Here is an 18,235-nt window from a genome sequence, read left to right as displayed (position 1 = left end):
GCGACTCAGCTGGAAGCCCTGCCAGAGCGACATCTGCAAAGTAATGTAGCAGCAGCGGCGGCAATTCTAGCGGGGTTAGTATTGGGGAATGAGGACAATTCAGCAAATTCTGCGGAAAGAAATCATGCAAGAGTTGGTGATTTATCAAGAGATTTTGCAAGAGGTACCTTAGGAGGGGCGTTAGGAAGGGGAGCGATCGCTGATCACCTACCAGTGCGCTTGGCATACCAAAACCATTGCCCACAGCGATTACCCTGATCCTCTTGAACCGGATAGAAAGAGCTTTCAGCCTCCCCTCGCGACAAATAGAGGTGACTGTCTTTTCAGGCTACTCAACGAAGCTTTTCGGGTAAGTACCGGGTTGAATCGCATCCGCGATCGCCTGCCCTCAAATCTGTTTCTTGATCCCAACCTTGAATAGGACACCTATGCTCAATGGCGAAGATGACTGGTGTCGAGATCTTTGGAAGAAACTATTTCCTTGCTGCGTGGAGACGGTCAGCCCGTCGAAGGCCGTATCTGTGAAATGCAAGAGCGCCATTGGAATGACTTTCAAACTCTCTGGCAGACGATGCTAGTGGCGACCGACCAGCCGGATGCTGCCTGGATGTGGGACTATAAGCTGCGTCAATCCCAGCGCGAGGCCCGTTACGAAGCGTATGCCTTAGAAGCTGATTTTTTGACTCAAGGGCTGATGTTTATTGAAACTCAATGGCATCGCTCGCATCTACCAGAGCGATTTCCTCTCGTGTACGTGGAAGCCTTATCCTCGGCACCCTGGAATCGCTTTGCCTTAGAGCGTCCCCCGTTTTATCACGGTGTGGGGCGGCTGTTGTTGATGTTTGCCCGTCGCCGGAGCCTCGCCCTGGGGTACGGTGGCCGCGTGGGCTTGCATTCATTGCCAGGAGCGGAAGGCTTTTATCGTCGTCTACAGATGCCGGACTACGACGCTGACCCCGAAAAAGAGGGCTTAGTATACTTCGAGTACGGAGCGATCGCCTGATGAGTAGTTCTCCTTTCAGGAGTAATGGCCTAATGGATGAAGACCGATTAGCAAAACAGTTGGCTGAGACCGGCAATATCATGGACCTTTGCCAAGATCCGGCCTGGCTCGAAGAGACCGCCCAAATCGAAAAAGAGTGCGGGGGGTATGTGGAAGCGGGTCTACTCTTGCGAGAGTATGCCATGAGTGCCCAGACGGTAACTCCGGACCAGCTCCAGCAGGTGCGGTTGCAATCGGTTCTGTTTGCTGAGCTGCATCAGTGGATGTCCACCTGGCAGCTTGGATTGAGCTTTGAGAAAACATACACTCAGGCCCGTCAGATCGTGCGCCATCATCTGCAAAGCGCGACCGAAGAGCAAGCGGCTTGGCTGAAGGCACTCTTGACCGAAATCGAGCAGAAATTACCCCCTGAGCAAGCCCCGGTTCGTTCTCAAACTATTGGCTGGTTCCGTCAGGTCTTCACGACAGACGATTGGCAGCAACTGGCAGAGATTGCGGCTCAAGAAATCTATGCCGGTGTCAGTCAATTAGAGCGACTTCACTCGGCTCAAACCAGTTCAGTCTGATCTGCTCCTCAACCGCGTGATTCTCTCCGCTACATGCAGGTGAAGGCATTAGCGGCAACCCTTACTGCGATCGATGCACGTTTCTGGGTAATCCACCGGGCTCCCCCAAGAACGATGCAATTCGACACACCGCTCATCCAAAGACCACCGTTGTGCCTCCGACAACACCCTTGCCGGAGCTTTGGCGAGATGGCCATTGTCATGCCTAAAGACAACACAACCACTTCTTTGAGGCGTGATCCAATGACTGGTATCCGAACTAGCGACAAAAGGTGCTAACTCTTCGATTAATCTTTCTCAACAATTGCCAAAGATGTGAGCTCTTGGGTCATCAGCCATCGAGGCGAACAGCCCCATTGCCAGACCGCCTAGCTACTTACCCCGTATGCTTGCCCTCACCCCCGCGATCGATCACTGTCTTTCAGAGTGGACATCGCGATTGCTACCCGTTCGATATCGCGACCGCTGGAGAGCTCGGTCTCGCGGGCAAGCCGTCCAGTTAGACTGGAGAGGCAAGCCGATTCGGTGATCGGATGTGGGGGGGAAGCAGATGTATAACCCTTTTCCAGGGATGAACCCGTATTTAGAGCAACCGGGATTATGGCCCCAGGTTCACAATCGATTGATGGTGGCGATCGCCGATGAAATCACGCCTCAAGTGGCGCCGAAATATCGGGTTTCCATTGAAGAACGGATTTATACCACGACCGAGGTGATGCCCTTCATGGGGATCGCGGATGTGTCGGTGACGCATCGACGAGAAGCTGAGCCCGTGGTGCAGCGGGCGACCACTCAAGTGGCTGTGCCTCGACGGGTCAAGGTCCCATTACCGGTCGAAGTCACGGAGCGATTTTTAGAAGTTCGCCTGGTGCAAACGAATGAAGTTGCCTGTGTCATCGAAGTGTTGTCGCCGAGCAATAAGCGATCCGGAGAGGGGCGCGAAGCGTATGAAACCAAGCGCCGGAAAATATTAGGCTCAGCCACGAATTTGGTCGAGATTGATTTACTCCGAGGGGGGACGGCGATGACCCTCATGGATCCGGCTCAGAAGCCCTACAGCATCTTGGTGAGTGCGAGTATTGAGAGACCCGATGCCGAACTTTACGAATTTGACCTCAGGACGGCAATGCCGACTTTCCCGGTTCCATTGCAACCTCAAGAGCTCATTCCCACGGTGAATTTGCAGAAAGTGTTCAACGATGTCTATGACCGGGCTCGATTTGATCTCGTGATTGATTATGAGCAACCCGTTCAGCCTCAGTTATTGTTGTATGGCATTGATGATGTGTCTGGGTGAAACCGGCGAGACGCCAAGGGGCCACAGCCTTGAGAAAACAGTCAGGGGATATGCCAGAATGCTGCCTAGGGCCATGGGAGACTCGGGTAATGGAGGTCAGACAGTTTCTCAGACAGTATGCCAACGGTAAGCGATCCTTCGTCTGGGCGGATTTGCGTCAGGCCAATCTGACCGGCGTTGACTTGAGGGAGGTGAATTTGAGTCGGGCCAACCTGACCGAAGCCAACCTCTCGAGAGCCAATCTGACCGGGGCTAATCTCACCCGCACCAATCTCACCCGCACCAACCTCACTCGAGCCAATCTCACAGACGCAGTGCTGCGCCAGGCCAACCTGACCGGTGCCCTGATTGATTTGGAGGCGCTAGAGCCACAGGCCTACGTTGGGGCCATTCTCCCCGATGGCACTCGCTTCGAGTTGCCCGCGATCGCTGAATCGGAGGCCGCTGAGCCAGCTCCGGCCTCAGCGGAACCCGTCGCAGCAGTTTCTGATGCTGCCTCCCATAGCCAGCATAGTGATACCAGTCAATCTGGGACATCAAAGGCGGCTGGAGACCCACTTCTAGCTCCAGCCCAAGGCACTCAGTGGCAGCAGCCTCCTCCGACCCGACGCTCAATACTCCGAAAACGCTCTCGGAGTCTGCCATGGCCCAATCTCATCCTCTTTGGGTTGGGCTATGGGGGGCTGGGATTATTTCTGTATCTGCACCAAGCGGCTTGGATAGGCTGGCCACTGGTGTGGATCACGGCCTTCCTATGGTTAGTGGGGGAACCTTATCTATGGTTCATGCCGGTGGCAGCGGCGTTGGCAGCCCTGGTGACGACGGGCTTGTCAGTGGTGGCCATTGCCGTGGCTGGACTGGCCAGCCTGGGATTATTCGGTGGGCTGAAGATGCTGGGTTGGCCCTGGTCGCGGGCGCTGCGAGATGCGATTTGGGTAGGGGGCATTGGCGCCGTGTTAGTGGCCATTGCCTCCCTGGCCTTTTACGGTCGAGATGCCTACAGTGGCGGCGGCATCATTCTGTCTCCTACCTTGCCATTGGCTTTATTGATCCTGCTGGGAAGTCTTTGCATTGGCGTGGGCTCCATGGCTCAGTTGCAGCTGCAGGAGGCATCCTGGGTGCGATCGCACATGGCTCGACTACTGAGTCTTGATGCGGGTGTAGGCTTGCTCCTGGGCACCCTGGTAGGCTGGTTGCTGGCCCATTAGCTCCCCCCCATTCCACCGCTAGCCTCTGCCAACAGCCCGGCGTCCTGGGCAATGGCTCCAGGCATCTCTCCCTATATAGCGCTCCAGTTCAACCTAGGATGATAGAGGCAGGGCATAAGGCCATCCGCTAGCATTCAGGCCTAGATCGGGCTTGCTGCTGCCCTTGCCCTAACTCAGTCATAGTCTTTCGCTAGAATTTTAAAGCTACGGGTCATTAGTGAACCATGGATACTCGCGATCGCGCTGATAAGTCCGCCGTCGATCAGCAGGATGCCCCTCCTGGGTTGGGATTACTGACTATGTTGCGGTTGGGAGTCTTCAACATGGGGTTGGGAATCATGTCCCTGCTCACCCTGGGGGTCCTGAACCGAATCATGATCGACGAGCTGCAAGTTCCGGCCCTCATTGCCGCTGGCACCATCGCCGTGCATCAGTTCATGGCCCCGGCCCGCATCTGGTTTGGCCAACTCTCCGACTCCCGGCCCCTGCTGGGCTACCACCGCAGCAGCTACATCTGGCTGGGCATTATGGCCGTAGCCATCACCTCCTTCTTAGCTCTGCAGGTGGTTTGGCTGCTGGGCGATGGCATAGCTACCCAAGGCTGGGGACCCCAGATCTATCCCTGGGTGGGTCTATTGGGGGTGATGTTTGCCATCTATGGCCTGGCCCTGAGTGCCACCTCCACTCCCTTCACGGCCCTGTTGGTAGATGTCTCCGATGAGCAGACTCGCTCCCGCTTGGTAGGCATCGGTTGGGCCATGTTGATGGTAGGCATTATCACCGGGGTGGCAATTACCACGGTGGTCTTACAAGCCATAGATTTGGATACTTCCCTGGCGGAGTTACAGGGATCGGTGAATCGCCTGTTCATCATCGCTCCGGCGGTCGTCTGTGGGTTAGCCATCCTCAGTACCGCTGGCATCGAAAAAAACTACTCCCGGCGGCGACGGCGCTCGCTAACAGCCGATCGTGAGGATAAAGTCACCCTACGGCAGGCATTTCGCGTCCTGACAGCCAGTCGTCAGACTGGTCTGTTCTTCACCTTTCTACTCGTGCTCAGTCTTAGCCTGTTCATGCAAGATGCCATTTTGGAGCCCTACGGGGGCGAGGTCTTCAACATGCCCATCTCAGAGACGGCTCAGCTGAATGCAGCCTTTGGCCTAGGTACCTTGGTGGGCATCATCCTGACTGGGTTTTGGATCGTGCCCCGCTTGGGCAAAAAACGCACCGTCACCTATGGTTGCCTAGGGGCTGCCCTGTGTCTGCTGCTGATTGGCCTTAGTGGCACCACGGCGGAGCCAGTGCTACTGCTGACGGCGGTATGTTGCTTTGGCTTTGCCTCTGGTATCCTCACCCTGGGAGCCATCGTGCTGATGCTGGACCTGACGGTAGCGGAAACCGCTGGTACCTTTGTCGGGGCCTGGGGATTGGCCCAGGCCATCGCCCGGGGCAGCGCCACGGTGCTAGGTGGAGGAGTCCTCGATCTGGGCCGGGGTCTCCTGGCCCTCGCCCCCAGTGGCACTGGGGGTGCTTCTCCCACTTGGCTAGCCTATGGCTTGGTCTTTTTTATGCAGGCAGTGGGTATGGTGGTGGCCGTCTGGTTGCTCAAACGAGTCGATATTCAGGAGTTTCAGGCCAATGCTAAGCAAGCGATTACCGCTGCCCTAGAGAGTGATATGGACTAATGGATAGCTTTTGGCAAGAGGTGCTCGAGTTTTCCCAGGCCACCACGGAGCAGGTGGGCGCCCGACTCCTACAAGAGTTTGGCCAGGCCCAGGCGGCAGAGAAGGCCGATGGCAGCCTAGTCACCCAGTGGGATCGGTGGGCCGATGCCACCCTCAGAGATGCGATCGCAACCGCCTTTCCCAACCACGGCGTCCTCAGCGAAGAAGTGGCCCATATCTTCCCGGAGGCAGACTGGTGCTGGATCATCGATCCCATCGACGGCACCACCAACTTCACCCGGGGGATTCCCCTGTGGGCCATCTCCTTGGGCCTGCTCTATCGAGGGACACCGGTGTTTGGCTATGTCTATGTACCTCCGTTGGGCCATGCCTTTCACGGCTACTGGCAGGGGGACTCTGGCCTCAGCGGTCCCAGCGGTGCCTACCTCAACCACTCCCCCATTCACACCAGCTGCGATGCCCCCTCCCAGAATCATTTCTTCAGCCTCTGTGCCCGCAGCACCGCCATCATGAGTCAACCAGACTTCCCCTGCAAGATTCGCATGCTGGGCGTCGCCTCCTATAACCTGCTCACCGTTGCCGCTGGGTACTGCCTTGGGGCCGTAGAAGCCACCCCAAGATCTGGGACATCGCCGCCGTCTGGGCCATCATCCAGGCCGCTGGCGGCCACTGGCGGCCCTTAGACGATCAGTCTCCCTTCCCGCTGCAGGTCGGGCAGGATTATAGTCAGCGTCCCTATCCCACCCTAGTGGCCAGCCAACACCAATGGCTGTCATTGTTTTACCCCCGGGTCGCAGGCATTGGTCGCTCCAGGGAAACCCGGTAGCTGGCAGCACCAGGTTGGCGACCGTGATGGGTGGTAGGCGTACTAGGGATGACTGGAGCGATCTGAGGGGGACGGCACCAACGGTGGTAAGGGCGCTGCCGGGGCAGACCGGAGTCGTCGCCGGGCTGGGAAGTCGCTCTCGTCGTAAATTTCACCCACCAGTTCTTCCAAAATGTCTTCTAGGGTGACTAGCCCCACCGTGCCCCCATACTCATCCACCACAATGGCCATATGGAACTGTTGCTGCAGCATCTGACGCAACAGTCCGGTAATGGGTTTCACCTCTGGCACGTAGACCGGAGGTTGTATGGCAGTGCTGATGGGACCATCGGTCTGCCCCGTCTGTCGCAGCAGGGTGAGTTGTTGCAGGGCCCGCTTCAAATGGACAATGCCGACAATTTCATCCTTAGACCCTCCCTGCACCGGAATCCGAGAGAACCCCGTCTCTAGACAGAGGCTGATCAAGGTTTGCAGCGAAGCATCGTGGGCAATAGTTTGCATTTCAATGCGGGGCTTCACCACATCCCGGGCCGTTAACTGATCCAGTGTCAATGCCCGATTTAGCAGCTCATGCTTATGCAGATCCAGCTGCCCCTTACCCCCCAATACTTCGATCAGGAGTTCCAGATCTCGCAACGATTCGTGCTGGGGCACGGGCGTTCCCTGAAACAGGCGTACAGCCCGTTGGGTAATCGTCTCCAGCAACTGAATAATACCGAGGCTGGCCAACAGTCGGGACAACCAGTAGATCGGCCGCACAGCCACCTTAAAATAGGCCATAACATTATGAATGGCCAGGGATTTGGGGGTAATCTCGCCAAAAATGAGTAGCAGAAATGTGATCGTCGCCGCCGCCAGCCCTACTCCAGCACTGCCAAACCAGATAGCAAACAGATTGCTGGTTAAAATAGCAGCCAGGTTGTTGACCAGATTGTTGCCAATCAACAGGGTGGTAATAAAGCGGGTACGGTTCTTCATCACCAGGGTAAATAGGCGATTGGGATCGCCCTGCTCCTGGATCAGAGCCCGCAGCTTCAGATTATCCAGGGCCGTAATCGCCGTTTCTGATCCTGAAAAGAACGCCGACAGGGCCAATAGCCCCAGCAGTGCGATCGCATCCAGCCAAACGACTCCTAGCAGCGGCGTCAAGGTGACCTCTGCCAGAGGTCCAGGGATGACCAGAGTCACAGGTAGGCAGCCGACCAAAATGGTAGACAGTGTAGACTTTATCCTGATGATGATAGCTTTTCCCTAGCTGTCAGATCGATCATCCAGCTGTCAAATTGCCCAGATTGGGACGATACAATTTGAGGCATCTGCCGATTCCGCTACTCAATCTCGTACTCGGATATCTCAACTATGACAATTAATGTGGGCGACCCAGCTCCCAACTTCAGTCTGCCGGATGCAGAGGGGAATACCGTCAGTCTATCGGACCTGAGGGGCAAGCGGGTCGTTTTATATTTTTACCCCCGCGACAATACCCCGGGCTGCACCAAAGAGGCCTGCGGCTTTCGAGATGCCTACCCCGACTACCAAGGGCAAGAGGTCGTGGTTCTCGGTGTCAGCACTGACGACGCCAAGTCCCATGGCAAATTTGCCACCAAGTTCAATCTGCCCTTTCCCCTGTTAGTGGACGACGGCGGGCAGGTGGCCAGCGCCTACGGCAGCTATGGCTTGAAAAAGTTCATGGGCAAAGAATACATGGGCATTAGCCGTAGCACCTTTATTATCGGCCCCGACGGCCGCATCGAGAAGATTTATCGCCAGGTGAAGCCAGATACCCATGCCAGTGACGTCCTCGCAGATTTAGCCAGTTTATCTACCTGATGGGCTATTTGTGGCATCCGATTCGGGTGTTGTTGGGACTGCTACTGCGACGTCCCATTCTTGGCACCAGTGTGATTCCCCTGCTACCGTCCGGTGAGATTGTCCTGGTGCGGCGCCGCGACAGTGGCCGCTGGGGATTGCCAGGGGGATTTGTGGACTGGGGAGAAGATATTGTCACCGCCGCCCGGCGAGAATTGGCTGAAGAAACCGGCCTGAGTTGGCAGTCCTTGGAGCGCTTAGTGGGAATCTATTCCCATCCCTGGCGGGATCCCCGCTTTCATTCTGTCTGTGTGGCCCTCTCAGCCCAGGTGACCGGGATGCCACAGGTCAATGATCCTCGAGAAATTCTAGAGGTGAGGGCGTTTTCGCCGTCGAGATTGCCCCTAGAGCACCTATCCCACGATCACCATCGCCAGCTGCAAGACTACTTCGCTGGGGCTATCATTTTGGCATGATGACTGACCGTGGCCCCACCCTTGAGTGGTTATCGGCCCATGGAGACAGGCGTCAGCGAATCCGGATAATCACTACATAGCCAGGGCCAGGGGCCAAAAGCGTTGACTGCGTTTCGGGGCGACCCAGGTGATAGCGTCGCTCCAAGAGCGACAGCGGTACCGCGACTCGTAGACGTTTATCTGATACACCTGTTGGTTGTCTGGATCGACGGCAGTTAACCAGCCACTGCGAGGATGGTAAGCCCCTGTGTCAATGTCAATCCAGCCTGGTCCTTGGGCAATTTGGCCGATGGCCACTCCCGGCAGGGTGAAGGTCATGGTGTGGCCGGTGATGATCAGTTTGTCGTCGAAGTAGGGCTGGGGATGGTAGTGAAAGCTATCGCGAATCCAACACATTTCTCGGCTGGACTGTTGCTCTAACGAACGGTTCGGGTCGACCCCAGCATGCACTAGCCACACGGTCTCTAAATCGATGTAGAGGGGAAGGGTACGAATCCACTCTAGATCCTCGAGCATTTGCTCGGTGGTGCGATAGCTCGATAGGGTCATTTGCCCACCACTGTGCAGCCAGCCCTGTAGCCTCGGCATGTGGACTTCGCCGTCCACAAAGGCTTCCATCAGTAACTGCTCGTGGTTACCCCGCACGCAACCAGTAGCATAACGGCGGACAAAGTCGACAACGTCAGCGCTTTGGGCTCCCCGATCGATGAGATCACCCACGAAGTAAAGCTGATCATCGGCTGCGGGTGCGATCGCATCTAACAGGCTCATCAGCCCATCATAATGACCATGAACATCTCCGATAAATAGGCGACGGGACATTGCTACCCTGCTTGTCTACAACGGTTGTGCCATGCCAAATGCAATTCAGGATTGCCATCTTTACCTAGGTACTGAGAGGTTGCACCACAGGTTGTGGTGATTGCGTGCCAGGTTGCCTCCTAGGCCTTAGGTTTGGAACGATCAGGCATGACCGACGTCACCTGGCTGACGGTTATTTATTTAAATATTATGACGCGCCAGCCCTATCGGATATCCCAACTTCGGCCAACCCTCACACTCGGGCCGATAAGTTTAAATCTTTCTTGAGGAAGGTTGGGCACCACAGAAAAGTTAACAAAGCAACACCGCAGCCATGCCCTTTGCCATAGCACTACCAGTAGCAGGCAAGAAGGCGCCAAGATTGGCGCTATAACACCACACACTCGAGGCAGTGGTATCGTTCCTCTGGCTTATGGAGCCGCTTGAGCAGAGGGGATCAGAGTCTCAACAGGCACCGCAGGCAGCGGCGTTCCATCGGCGTTCTCCAAGACAAACCCCGCATCCCGAATCATCTCAAAATCCAAACGGGTCGCCTGCCCCGGCGTTGTCAGATAGTCACCAATAAAAATGGAATTGGCCGCATAAAGCCCCAATGGCTGCAACTGCCGCATATGGACCTCCCGACCCCCAGCAATGCGAATCTCCTGGGACGGTAATAGCAAGCGAAACAGACAGAGAATGCGCAAGCACTGACGTGGCGTCAGAGTAGTACCAGCCTCTGCTAGCGGGGTGCCTGGAATCGGGATCAAGAAATTGACCGGCACACTAGTGACTTGCAACCGTCGCAGGGAGAGGGCCAAATCGATGACATCGTCATCGGTTTCTCCCATGCCGAGAATACCGCCGGAGCAGGTGGTCAGCCCAGCCGTTTGAACCGCCGTCACCGTCTCTACCCGATCCTGAAACATATGGGTAGAACAAATACTGCTATGGTAGGCCTCGGCTGTATTCAGGTTGTGATTCACCCGGTCGACCCCCGCCTCAGCCAGCGCCTGGGTTTGTTGTTGATCGAGCAGACCCAAGCAAGCACAGATCTTCATCGGATAGCGACCTTTTACCGCCTGTACTGCCTCTAACACCTGATTAAAGACTTTTTCAGAGGGAGAGCGTCCTGAAATCACCATGCAGAAGGTGCCCGCTTGCAGCTGATGGGCCCGCTCTGCCGCCGCCAGAATCTTTCCCTGGCTCATGAAGGGATATTTCTCAATCTCAGCCATCGATAACTTGGACTGAGAGCAATAATTACAATCTTCTGGACACAGACCACTCTGGGCATTGAGCAGAAAGTGCAACCGTACCCGATTTTCCCAATAGTGCCGTCGCACTCGATAGGCTGCCGCCAGCTGCTCTAGCAATTGGTTGTCCTCGGCCTGCAACACCGCCCGAGCCACTTCTCGCTCCAACTCCTCTCCCGCTAAAGCCCGCTCCGCTAATCGATTCCAGTCCACTATAGTCATCCTAGCTACTCGCTTACCCACCCACTGGCCCACCCACCCACTGGCCCACCCGCCTACTCATGCACCCATTTCCCGTGGGTCCTTCCCTGGCCACTCATAACGTCCCTCGCTTAAGTAAAACGACCCACGCTACCTACTTTCTTCCCCCTCTCCCTCTCTCCCTCTCCCCCTCTCCGTCCTCCGCTCTCCCCTAAGCCCTTCGGGCAGGCTCCGTCTACACCCCACCACCCCATCACCTATCTACCCCTCGACTTCGTTGCTCCTACGGAGCCGCTGACGCGAACGGGACGAGCTCTTCACTCTTCACTCTGCTACGCACGGGTATAGCCCTACACTCTTCACTCCTCCAAAATTCTGACTCCCACGACGCTGGTGTAAAAGTCATAGAGTTCGCCTTCCAGCTCGATCTGGGTGCCAATCTTAACCTTGTTATTGCCAAATACGGGCCCATTGTCCGTCATCTGGGCGTCTCCCGTCAGGGTGATGAGCATATCAATGGTGTAGTTTAATTCTGGCCGGGGATCCGGGAAAGATTCCACACTGCCATCGGGCTGAGGCACAGCCGTGCTTCGGGGCAACCGCTCCACCGATTGAATTCCAACTTGGCCATAGGGCTGATTGCGAATGATGATGTTGGTGGACTCTGCTGTGCTCAGGGTCTCATAGAGATCGTCGGGATTAGATACCGTTAGCCCTCTAACCATCACATCTACCTCGATGGGTTTGGTGTCAATTCCCATCTGAGCCACCGATCCACCAGCTCCTGGATAGAAGAAGACTCCCACAATCACCATCAAGATAATCAGAGCTGCGCCAATATCCAATAGGCTGATCCGACCGAATAGTCGTCCTTGCGCATCCAAAATGGTCATAGAGTCATTCCTTTGGTCCAGGGTGTGGGCATAGATAAACGTAACAAAACCCTTGGCTCAGCAGCCTAGTCGATAGTATTTAACCATAGGGACCGGCACCTGGGGAGAAGACCCCTCGTCATTATCTGTAGTCACGCGTGGGCTGGCCCAACGATTTCAGTGTTTCATCATGATTACCCGGATTTTTCCTTCGGTTCGACGATTACATCGCCGCTGGTTCTATGGTCTGATGGCCATGGTGATGGCGGTTGGCATTGGGCTGGCGACACCTAAGCCGTCGCAGGCGGGGCTTCTCGATCTTATCTTCAACGGCATTCAGTATATTCAGTTGTCTAACTTGTCCACCCAAGACGAGGTGCGACTGGGTCGCCGTATTGATGCTCAGCTAAAACGACAGGGAGTGCGCATTTATAACCGAGATCCCCAGATCGTTGCCTACGTCGATCAAATTGGCCAGAGATTAGCCGCCGCCAGTGCCCGGCCCGATCTCCCCTACACCTTTCAGGTTGTGCAGGATGACAGCATCAATGCCTTTGCGACGATGGGAGGCTTCGTCTATATCCATACCGGCTTAATGGAGGAGGCCGCTAATGAAGCCGAATTGGCAGGAGTCTTGGCCCATGAAATTGGCCACATTGGCGGTCGCCACGCGGTGAACCAGATGCGTCAAATTGCCTTAGCGCAGGGCGTTGCCGGTGCCTTAGGGGTAGATCAAAGTGCTCTAGTGAACATCGGAGTCCAGTTGGCCCTATCCCTGCCCAATAGCCGGGCCGACGAGTACGATGCCGACCAGCGAGGGTTCCGCACCATGGGGCAAGCCAGGTACGCCCAATCAGGGTTAGTTAGCTTCATGCGCAAACTAGATGAACGGAGTGGGGCACGACCAGAATTTCTCAGCACCCATCCGGATCCCGGTAACCGCGTTGAGAACCTAGAGGCGATGTTGGAGAGCGAGGGCAACCCTAATGCCACCGATGGGTTGAACAACAGTGCCTATCAGAGCAAGATCAGTAGTCTGTGACAGCCTGTTGCCGACACGCTCGAATTCCCCAAAAAATCACCTGGGCATCCCACTGCAGTTGAGAGGCTAGGGGAGACTGTAGTTGTTGCAAATACTGTCGCAGGTGCTTGCCATCGCCACCGGTAAGAATGAGATGACTCCCGGGGTAGCAGTGCTGCCAATCGGCTATAAAAGCCTGCAAACTGGCTAGCTGGCCATAGAGGATGCCGCTATGGATAGCATCGGCAGTAGAGTGAGCCCATCGGGGAGGAAGCCGCGGTGGTAGGGACAGCCCAGGTAAAGCAGCCGTCCCACTGGCTAGGGCCTGCATCTGAAGAGTGAGCCCTGGTAGAATTGCCCCACCGACGAACCGACCATCTGCCCCGGCAGTAAAGGTTAGGGCTGTACCAGCATCAATTACTAATACGGGCCAGCCGTACACTTGGCCTGCCCCCACCAACGCCAGACCACGATCGACCCCTAGAGTGGCATAGGCACCTGGTAGGGGGACAGGCTGGGTCGAGGGGGGCGCTGACGGCACTAGTTGGCTGGACAGCTCGTGTAATTCCCCGTAGGCTCGCCAGGGGTGGGCTTGGGCTTCAACAACGGCAGCCATCCACAGCGATGTAGAGGACTGCTGTGGCCATGGTCGCGGCAGAGGGTCAGTAGTCAGAGAGGACCAACTACGGGGAGATAGCCCCTGAGCCAATAGCTGAGTCACTTGAGCAGGCTGTAAGTGGGGAGTATGCCAGGTGCCCAGCCAATGCTCATCGTGAAAGGCAGCCCAGTGCAGACGCGTATTGCCAATAACTAAGGCCAACCAGACCCCAGACATCTCCATCAACGACAAACGGGCAACGACAAACGGGGAACACCTGATTGGTTATCCCCCGTTTATCTGAGAAAAGATCGAAAACCAAATAACAGTCGCTTTACACTAACTTGATGGACAGACTCGTTTAGTGACGACCAACAACTAATGACCAACTAATCACTCATAAATTAACTGGAGCTAACCAGCATTAACAAACTACTTTGGCATTGGTCGAACAACGAATCACTATAGAAGCGAAATCACGTTAGACAGCGAAACGATACACTACAGAACACCGACTACACAACCAGGTTTTGTATAATTAATGGGACTTTTAGCCCTCAAGGCTATTCCCCTGATGTGGCTGTGAGGCAGTCACTAACTTGCTTGGAATTTAACTCACCAGCCGCTCAATCAAAGATGATTCGCTCAATCAAAGATGATTTGAGGTGGGCTTGTATGGCTATTCAGTTATTTTGATTACTTCTAACGATATCATAGTGGCCCATAGAAACAAGGGGGTTTTACTGAAGTTTATAACCTTGTGACGGAAGAGAAACTTGTTGTCACGAACCTAGACGTTTTTTACAAAACTCCATGATTATAGATCGGGGTGACTGCGCCCTGATTCTGACTCTAGCCCTAAGGATTGCTCGACCAGGGCCCGGCCTGTGGCTAGGGCAGCCTCGACGGTAGCGTAGATTTCACCATCGTTGAGGACGGCTAGGTCAGGGGTGATTACCCAGCAGCGATAGCCCAGCCTGGGAGCATTACTGAGACACCAACGAGCCAGTCGGGAAAGGCCACTAATGCCATCAGGGTGTGGTCAGTCTGCATAGTCGTTCTCCCATGAGCCGGGGTAGGGACCTGGGCAGCCCTGCCCCTATTGCTTTGACATCATTGATTACAGCTTAGTTCGAGTGTACTATACTGGTTCTGCGCCTGGCTATCTGACTAGCATCTGACTAGCAGAGGTCCCTTGGGAGGATCCTGGTATTCACCGGGGATAAGGGCAGGGGGCAACAACGGTCTTTGACGGCTGGCGCAATCCTAGTGTGTAGTTCACTCAACCGGTGGCGATGGCAACTAAAAACGAACTGAGCGATAAGCAAAAGGCCCTATCCCTGGTGATGAACCAGATTGAGCGTAACTTTGGTAAGGGCTCGATTATGCGCCTCGGTGAGGCGAATCGCATGCAGGTAGCGACGATTCCCACGGGAGCCTTGACACTAGATTTGGCCTTGAATGGGGGATTACCTAAGGGACGGGTGATCGAGATTTACGGGCCGGAAAGCTCTGGGAAAACGACGGTGGCCCTCCATGCCTTGGCAGAAGTGCAAAAGGCGGGAGGGGTGGCCGCTTTTGTCGATGCCGAGCATGCTTTAGATCCGGTCTATGCTGGAGCGCTCGGGGTGAATGTCGAAGAATTATTGGTGTCTCAACCAGATACTGGGGAAATGGCCCTGGAGGTGGTGGACCATTTGGTCCGGTCATCGGCAGTGGATATTGTGGTGATAGATTCGGTAGCGGCTCTAGTGCCTCGGGCGGAAATCGAGGGAGAAATGGGCGATGCCCATGTGGGACTGCAGGCGCGCTTAATGAGTCAAGCCCTGCGCAAGATCACGGGTAGCATTGGCAAATCCCAGTGTACGGTGATTTTCCTCAATCAGTTGCGCCAAAAGATCGGCATTGCCTATGGCAATCCTGAGACCACCACTGGGGGCAACGCCTTAAAGTTTTATTCCTCGGTGCGTTTGGACATTCGCCGAATTCAGACTCTGAAGAAGGGCAATGAGGAGTATGGCATTCGGGCCAAGGTCAAGGTAGCTAAGAACAAAGTGGCGCCTCCCTTTCGGATTGCCGAGTTCGATATTTTGTTTGGCCAGGGAGTTTCTAGCCTGGGTTGCCTGTTGGATCTGGCGGAGCAAACTGGCGTGGTGGTGCGTAAGGGGGCTTGGTATAGCTACGAGGGCGACAATATCGGCCAAGGGCGAGATAATACCATTCAGCGATTACAGGAGGATAGTGCCCTAGCCGTGAAGCTGGAGCAGCTGGTGCGATCGCATCTCAAGCTCAAAGGCGAGGGTCCCCCCTCTGCCCAACCCAGTCAGGACAGGTATATCTCTGGAGAAGAAGAATAGAGAAGTTATTGGGAAACCATAGCCGTCGCCCCCTGTAGCAGTCCCTGGGCGGCGGGCTGCCCCCGCAGAGGCTCTAAAGCGACCTCCTCTAAGGCCTTATGGTTGTAGGGGTGGGGAGTGAGGCGTAGGGCCCGCCGTAAATGCTCCAGGGCCCAATCAAACTGCCCCAGTTCGGCATAGCAGCAGGCTTGGTGGTAGAAGGCGAAGGCCTGGTCTGGCTCGATGGCGAGGGCTTGATTAAAGGCGTCGATGGCGGCCTGGAATTGTCGCAGACGCCGCAGGGTTAACCCTAGGGCCAGCCACCCCTGGCTGTGGTAGGCCTGACGCTTAAGTGCTCTGGTCAAGCTGGCCTGGGCCTCGTCGTAGCGGCGCAAATGCCCCAAGGTGAGGCCATGGTGGTACCAGTACTGGGGATGTTCAGGCGCCAGTGCCAAGGCTTGCTCGATGGTACTCAGGGCCGCTTCAAATTGTCCCTGATGCCTCAGGATCCAGCTCTGGAAATGGTAGAGGTGAGCATTGGCGGGATTGGCAGCCAAGGAAGCCTGAAAGCACTCGGCGGCAGCGTCGTATTGCTGCTGTTTAGCCAGCAGGTACCCTAGGCAATCCCAGGCTCGGCTAAAGTCGGGGCACTGGGTGACGGCCTGTCGAAAACTTGCGATCGCATCATCGATCCGCTGCAACTGACAGAGGACCAACCCACGGCGGCACCACAGTCGCTCCCCTTGGGGAACCAGAGCTAAGGCCCGATCATAGCTATCCAAAGCCTGCTGCAAGCACCCCAACCGCTGTAGCGTCTCTCCCAGCTGATACCAGGCCCGCTCATAGTCAGGCCGAAGGGCCAGAGCCTGCCCATAGGCCGTGACAGCCTCCTCTAGATGGCCGCAATGAACCAGGGTGGTGGCATAGTTACACCAGATCTTCGGATGCGTAGCCTGCAACGCCAACGTTTTCTGATAGCTACCCAAGGCCTGCGGGTAATGCCCCAACTGAGCCAAGAGATAACTTCTGCGGCTCCATAGAGCAACATTGGTCGGATCTGCAGTTAGATAATGATCACAGCTGATCAGCTGTTGTTGTATCTGCTCGGCCCTCACAGCCCCCGCTTGTCTTGAGGAGACTCTCGTTCTTCCCTGATCCATCGCCTCTGCTCCCAATCGATGTATCCCTGATTGATTTAACCCAGATGACAGCAGCTCGCCCGTTACGGATATGGGCGGCCCAGGGGCCAGCTACTGCCCTAGTTAGAGGACATTCGATAGGCTACCTCAGCCAGCACCCCCTCAGGTTAGAGAATAGACCTGACCATCTACTAATAAGCGGGTAATGCCCTTCGATTGTAGATAGGGTTGGGTTTTTTGCAGCATCGAGCCATCAGGCACCTTGATGACCCGCTGATTGCGGCGGGAAAACCGCCGAGCTACCCGATGATTGTCAAACACTGGCAAGGTGCGAGCATTGACTTCAGCCTCGGGAATTTGCCCCAGTTCACCGAAGTCCTTGAGGGGACACGTAATTAACTCTGACAGGCGATCAACTACCAAATAGCAGGGCTTTGGCAACGTTGCCTGGGTCAACGGATTGATTTCAACTAGGGCCATCCCCTGAAGGTGAGGCTTATCGGTATCCTTCCCAGCGTCCCAGTCGTCCCCATCATCTTCATCAAAGTCATCCTCTAACTCATCGTCCTCATCGTCATAGTCATCATCTGAGCTTAGATCTGCGTCTTCTCCCAATACCGCTGCAATCATGTAGTCGTCGGCCGGGTCGACTTCTAACTCAGCCAACTTGGGCTTGACTGCAGCCGTGGATTTGGTCTCTTGGGATTCTGGAGCGGCCGCCTTGGCCGGTGATAAGGAAAGCTGAGTCCCATTGTCTTCATCGCCATCGGCGGTCTCGGCTAGCCGAGACCGCCGTCTCCGTTTAGGTAATGGCTTCTGGGACGCAGAGTCTGCCGTTGGCGAGGGCTCTGTCCCTGTAGATGAAGCAGCATCCTCAGTGGCAGGCTCTGAAGTGGCGGTCGTTACTTCAGAGCTGGTACTTCCCCCCTTATCGCTAGCACTTCGCTTCTGCTGAATCAGATTGCCATATTCCTTGGCAGGCAACTGGCTCTTGAGTAAGCGGCTAATGGTGCTATTGCTGACGCCAAATTGCTCTGCCAGAGTCGAGGTTGTCTCTGCCGGCTGACGATAGAGTTCTAGAATTGCTTGCTTATCAGCCTCAGATAACTTTTTGGGTGCCATACCGCTTGTCTCCGCCGTG

16 protein-coding genes and 1 pseudogene are annotated in these 18,235 nt (G+C 55.5%); 10 read left to right on the top strand and 7 right to left on the bottom strand.

The window, feature by feature from the left end; all coding sequences use genetic code 11:
- Window positions 1-463 precede the first annotated feature (463 nt).
- The 6 genes and pseudogenes from XM38_RS22215 to XM38_RS22190 all read left to right on the top strand — a co-directional run bounded on the left by XM38_RS22215 (window position 464) and on the right by XM38_RS22190 (window position 6,585).
- Complete coding sequence (locus XM38_RS22215) at window positions 464-1,003, top strand: hypothetical protein (RefSeq protein ID WP_225889384.1); 540 nt, start codon at window positions 464-466, stop codon at window positions 1,001-1,003.
- Entirely contained in the window at window positions 1,003-1,569 is a 567-nt protein-coding gene (locus XM38_RS22210) for a hypothetical protein (RefSeq protein WP_187329507.1), read from the top strand. The genes XM38_RS22215 and XM38_RS22210 overlap by 1 nt, the downstream gene beginning before the upstream one ends.
- A 550-nt stretch (window positions 1,570-2,119) precedes the next feature.
- A complete protein-coding gene (locus XM38_RS22205) occupies window positions 2,120-2,866 on the top strand; it encodes a DUF4058 family protein (protein ID WP_088431080.1) in 747 nt (248 codons plus the stop codon).
- Window positions 2,863-4,074: a pentapeptide repeat-containing protein gene (locus XM38_RS22200; protein WP_225889383.1), complete on the top strand. Its 1,212-nt coding sequence runs from the start codon at window positions 2,863-2,865 to the stop codon at window positions 4,072-4,074. The genes XM38_RS22205 and XM38_RS22200 overlap by 4 nt, the downstream gene beginning before the upstream one ends.
- Window positions 4,075-4,298: 224 nt before the next feature.
- Window positions 4,299-5,759: a BCD family MFS transporter gene (locus XM38_RS22195; protein ID WP_225889382.1), complete on the top strand. Its 1,461-nt coding sequence runs from the start codon at window positions 4,299-4,301 to the stop codon at window positions 5,757-5,759.
- Window positions 5,759-6,585: pseudogene (locus tag XM38_RS22190) on the top strand (inositol monophosphatase family protein). Before XM38_RS22195 ends, XM38_RS22190 begins: the two are co-directional and overlap by 1 nt.
- Before the next feature lie 42 nt (window positions 6,586-6,627).
- Here XM38_RS22190 and XM38_RS22185 read toward each other — a convergent pair.
- Window positions 6,628-7,773, bottom strand: coding sequence for a hemolysin family protein (locus XM38_RS22185; protein ID WP_225889381.1), 1,146 nt, complete (start codon window positions 7,771-7,773; stop codon window positions 6,628-6,630).
- Between the two features lie 171 nt (window positions 7,774-7,944).
- Here XM38_RS22185 and bcp point away from each other — a divergent pair, with 171 nt between their 5' ends.
- Together bcp and XM38_RS22175 are read left to right on the top strand one after the other, a co-directional pair.
- Window positions 7,945-8,415 carry a thioredoxin-dependent thiol peroxidase gene (bcp, locus tag XM38_RS22180; protein WP_080811290.1) on the top strand — a complete coding sequence of 157 codons (471 nt, stop codon included), beginning with the start codon at window positions 7,945-7,947 and terminating at the stop codon, window positions 8,413-8,415.
- On the top strand, window positions 8,415-8,870 hold the full coding sequence (locus XM38_RS22175; protein WP_080811291.1) for an NUDIX domain-containing protein: 456 nt from the start codon (window positions 8,415-8,417) through the stop codon (window positions 8,868-8,870). The genes bcp and XM38_RS22175 overlap by 1 nt, the downstream gene beginning before the upstream one ends.
- A gap of 72 nt (window positions 8,871-8,942) precedes the next feature.
- Here the strand turns inward: XM38_RS22175 and XM38_RS22170 are convergent, their stop codons facing one another.
- The 3 genes from XM38_RS22170 to XM38_RS22160 all read right to left on the bottom strand — a co-directional run bounded on the left by XM38_RS22170 (window position 8,943) and on the right by XM38_RS22160 (window position 12,021).
- Window positions 8,943-9,692 (bottom strand): metallophosphoesterase family protein, encoded by a 750-nt coding sequence (locus XM38_RS22170; protein ID WP_080811293.1) that lies wholly within the window; start codon window positions 9,690-9,692, stop codon window positions 8,943-8,945.
- 410 nt (window positions 9,693-10,102) lie between these two features.
- Window positions 10,103-11,149, bottom strand: coding sequence for a biotin synthase BioB (gene bioB, locus XM38_RS22165; protein ID WP_088431076.1), 1,047 nt, complete (start codon window positions 11,147-11,149; stop codon window positions 10,103-10,105).
- A 338-nt stretch (window positions 11,150-11,487) separates the two neighbouring features.
- Window positions 11,488-12,021: a DUF4330 domain-containing protein gene (locus tag XM38_RS22160; protein ID WP_088431074.1), complete on the bottom strand. Its 534-nt coding sequence runs from the start codon at window positions 12,019-12,021 to the stop codon at window positions 11,488-11,490.
- A 169-nt stretch (window positions 12,022-12,190) separates the two neighbouring features.
- Between XM38_RS22160 and XM38_RS22155 the strand changes: the two genes are divergently transcribed.
- A complete protein-coding gene (locus XM38_RS22155) occupies window positions 12,191-13,042 on the top strand; it encodes a M48 family metallopeptidase (RefSeq protein WP_080811296.1) in 852 nt (283 codons plus the stop codon).
- Here the strand turns inward: XM38_RS22155 and XM38_RS22150 are convergent.
- Window positions 13,029-13,841 carry a pantothenate kinase gene (locus tag XM38_RS22150; RefSeq protein WP_256995715.1) on the bottom strand — a complete coding sequence of 271 codons (813 nt, stop codon included), beginning with the start codon at window positions 13,839-13,841 and terminating at the stop codon, window positions 13,029-13,031. The two genes, XM38_RS22155 and XM38_RS22150, sit on opposite strands and share 14 nt — an antisense overlap.
- 1,073 nt (window positions 13,842-14,914) lie before the next feature.
- On the opposite strand from XM38_RS22150, the gene recA reads away from it, so the two are divergent.
- Entirely contained in the window at window positions 14,915-15,976 is a 1,062-nt protein-coding gene (gene recA / locus XM38_RS22140; protein WP_088431072.1) for a recombinase RecA, read from the top strand.
- Between the two features lie 5 nt (window positions 15,977-15,981).
- On the opposite strand, the gene XM38_RS22135 is transcribed toward recA, so the two are convergent.
- On the bottom strand, window positions 15,982-16,971 hold the full coding sequence (locus XM38_RS22135; protein WP_187329506.1) for a tetratricopeptide repeat protein: 990 nt from the start codon (window positions 16,969-16,971) through the stop codon (window positions 15,982-15,984).
- A gap of 285 nt (window positions 16,972-17,256) precedes the next feature.
- On the bottom strand, window positions 17,257-18,216 hold the full coding sequence (locus XM38_RS22130; RefSeq protein ID WP_080811304.1) for a hypothetical protein: 960 nt from the start codon (window positions 18,214-18,216) through the stop codon (window positions 17,257-17,259).
- Window positions 18,217-18,235 lie beyond the last annotated feature (19 nt).

The organism is Halomicronema hongdechloris C2206, assembly GCF_002075285.3.
GTDB lineage: Bacteria > Cyanobacteriota > Cyanobacteriia > Phormidesmidales > Phormidesmidaceae > Halomicronema_B > Halomicronema_B hongdechloris.
The sequence above is the reverse complement of the archived record's forward strand: the minus strand, read 5'-3'. Positions and strand labels throughout refer to the sequence as shown.

Excerpts from the sequence above, each read along its gene's own strand:
- bcp (WP_080811290.1), top strand. The coding sequence starts at position 7,945 with ATGACAATTAATGTGGGCGACCCAGCTCCCAACTTCAGTCTGCCGGAT.
- XM38_RS22175 (WP_080811291.1), top strand. The coding sequence starts at position 8,415 with ATGGGCTATTTGTGGCATCCGATTCGGGTGTTGTTGGGACTGCTACTG.
- XM38_RS22195 (WP_225889382.1), top strand. The coding sequence starts at position 4,299 with ATGGATACTCGCGATCGCGCTGATAAGTCCGCCGTCGATCAGCAGGAT.
- recA (WP_088431072.1), top strand. The coding sequence starts at position 14,915 with ATGGCAACTAAAAACGAACTGAGCGATAAGCAAAAGGCCCTATCCCTG.
- XM38_RS22130 (WP_080811304.1), bottom strand. The coding sequence starts at position 18,216 with ATGGCACCCAAAAAGTTATCTGAGGCTGATAAGCAAGCAATTCTAGAA.
- XM38_RS22205 (WP_088431080.1), top strand. The coding sequence starts at position 2,120 with ATGTATAACCCTTTTCCAGGGATGAACCCGTATTTAGAGCAACCGGGA.
- bioB (WP_088431076.1), bottom strand. The coding sequence starts at position 11,149 with ATGACTATAGTGGACTGGAATCGATTAGCGGAGCGGGCTTTAGCGGGA.
- XM38_RS22210 (WP_187329507.1), top strand. The coding sequence starts at position 1,003 with ATGAGTAGTTCTCCTTTCAGGAGTAATGGCCTAATGGATGAAGACCGA.
- XM38_RS22160 (WP_088431074.1), bottom strand. The coding sequence starts at position 12,021 with ATGACCATTTTGGATGCGCAAGGACGACTATTCGGTCGGATCAGCCTA.
- XM38_RS22155 (WP_080811296.1), top strand. The coding sequence starts at position 12,191 with ATGATTACCCGGATTTTTCCTTCGGTTCGACGATTACATCGCCGCTGG.
- XM38_RS22170 (WP_080811293.1), bottom strand. The coding sequence starts at position 9,692 with ATGTCCCGTCGCCTATTTATCGGAGATGTTCATGGTCATTATGATGGG.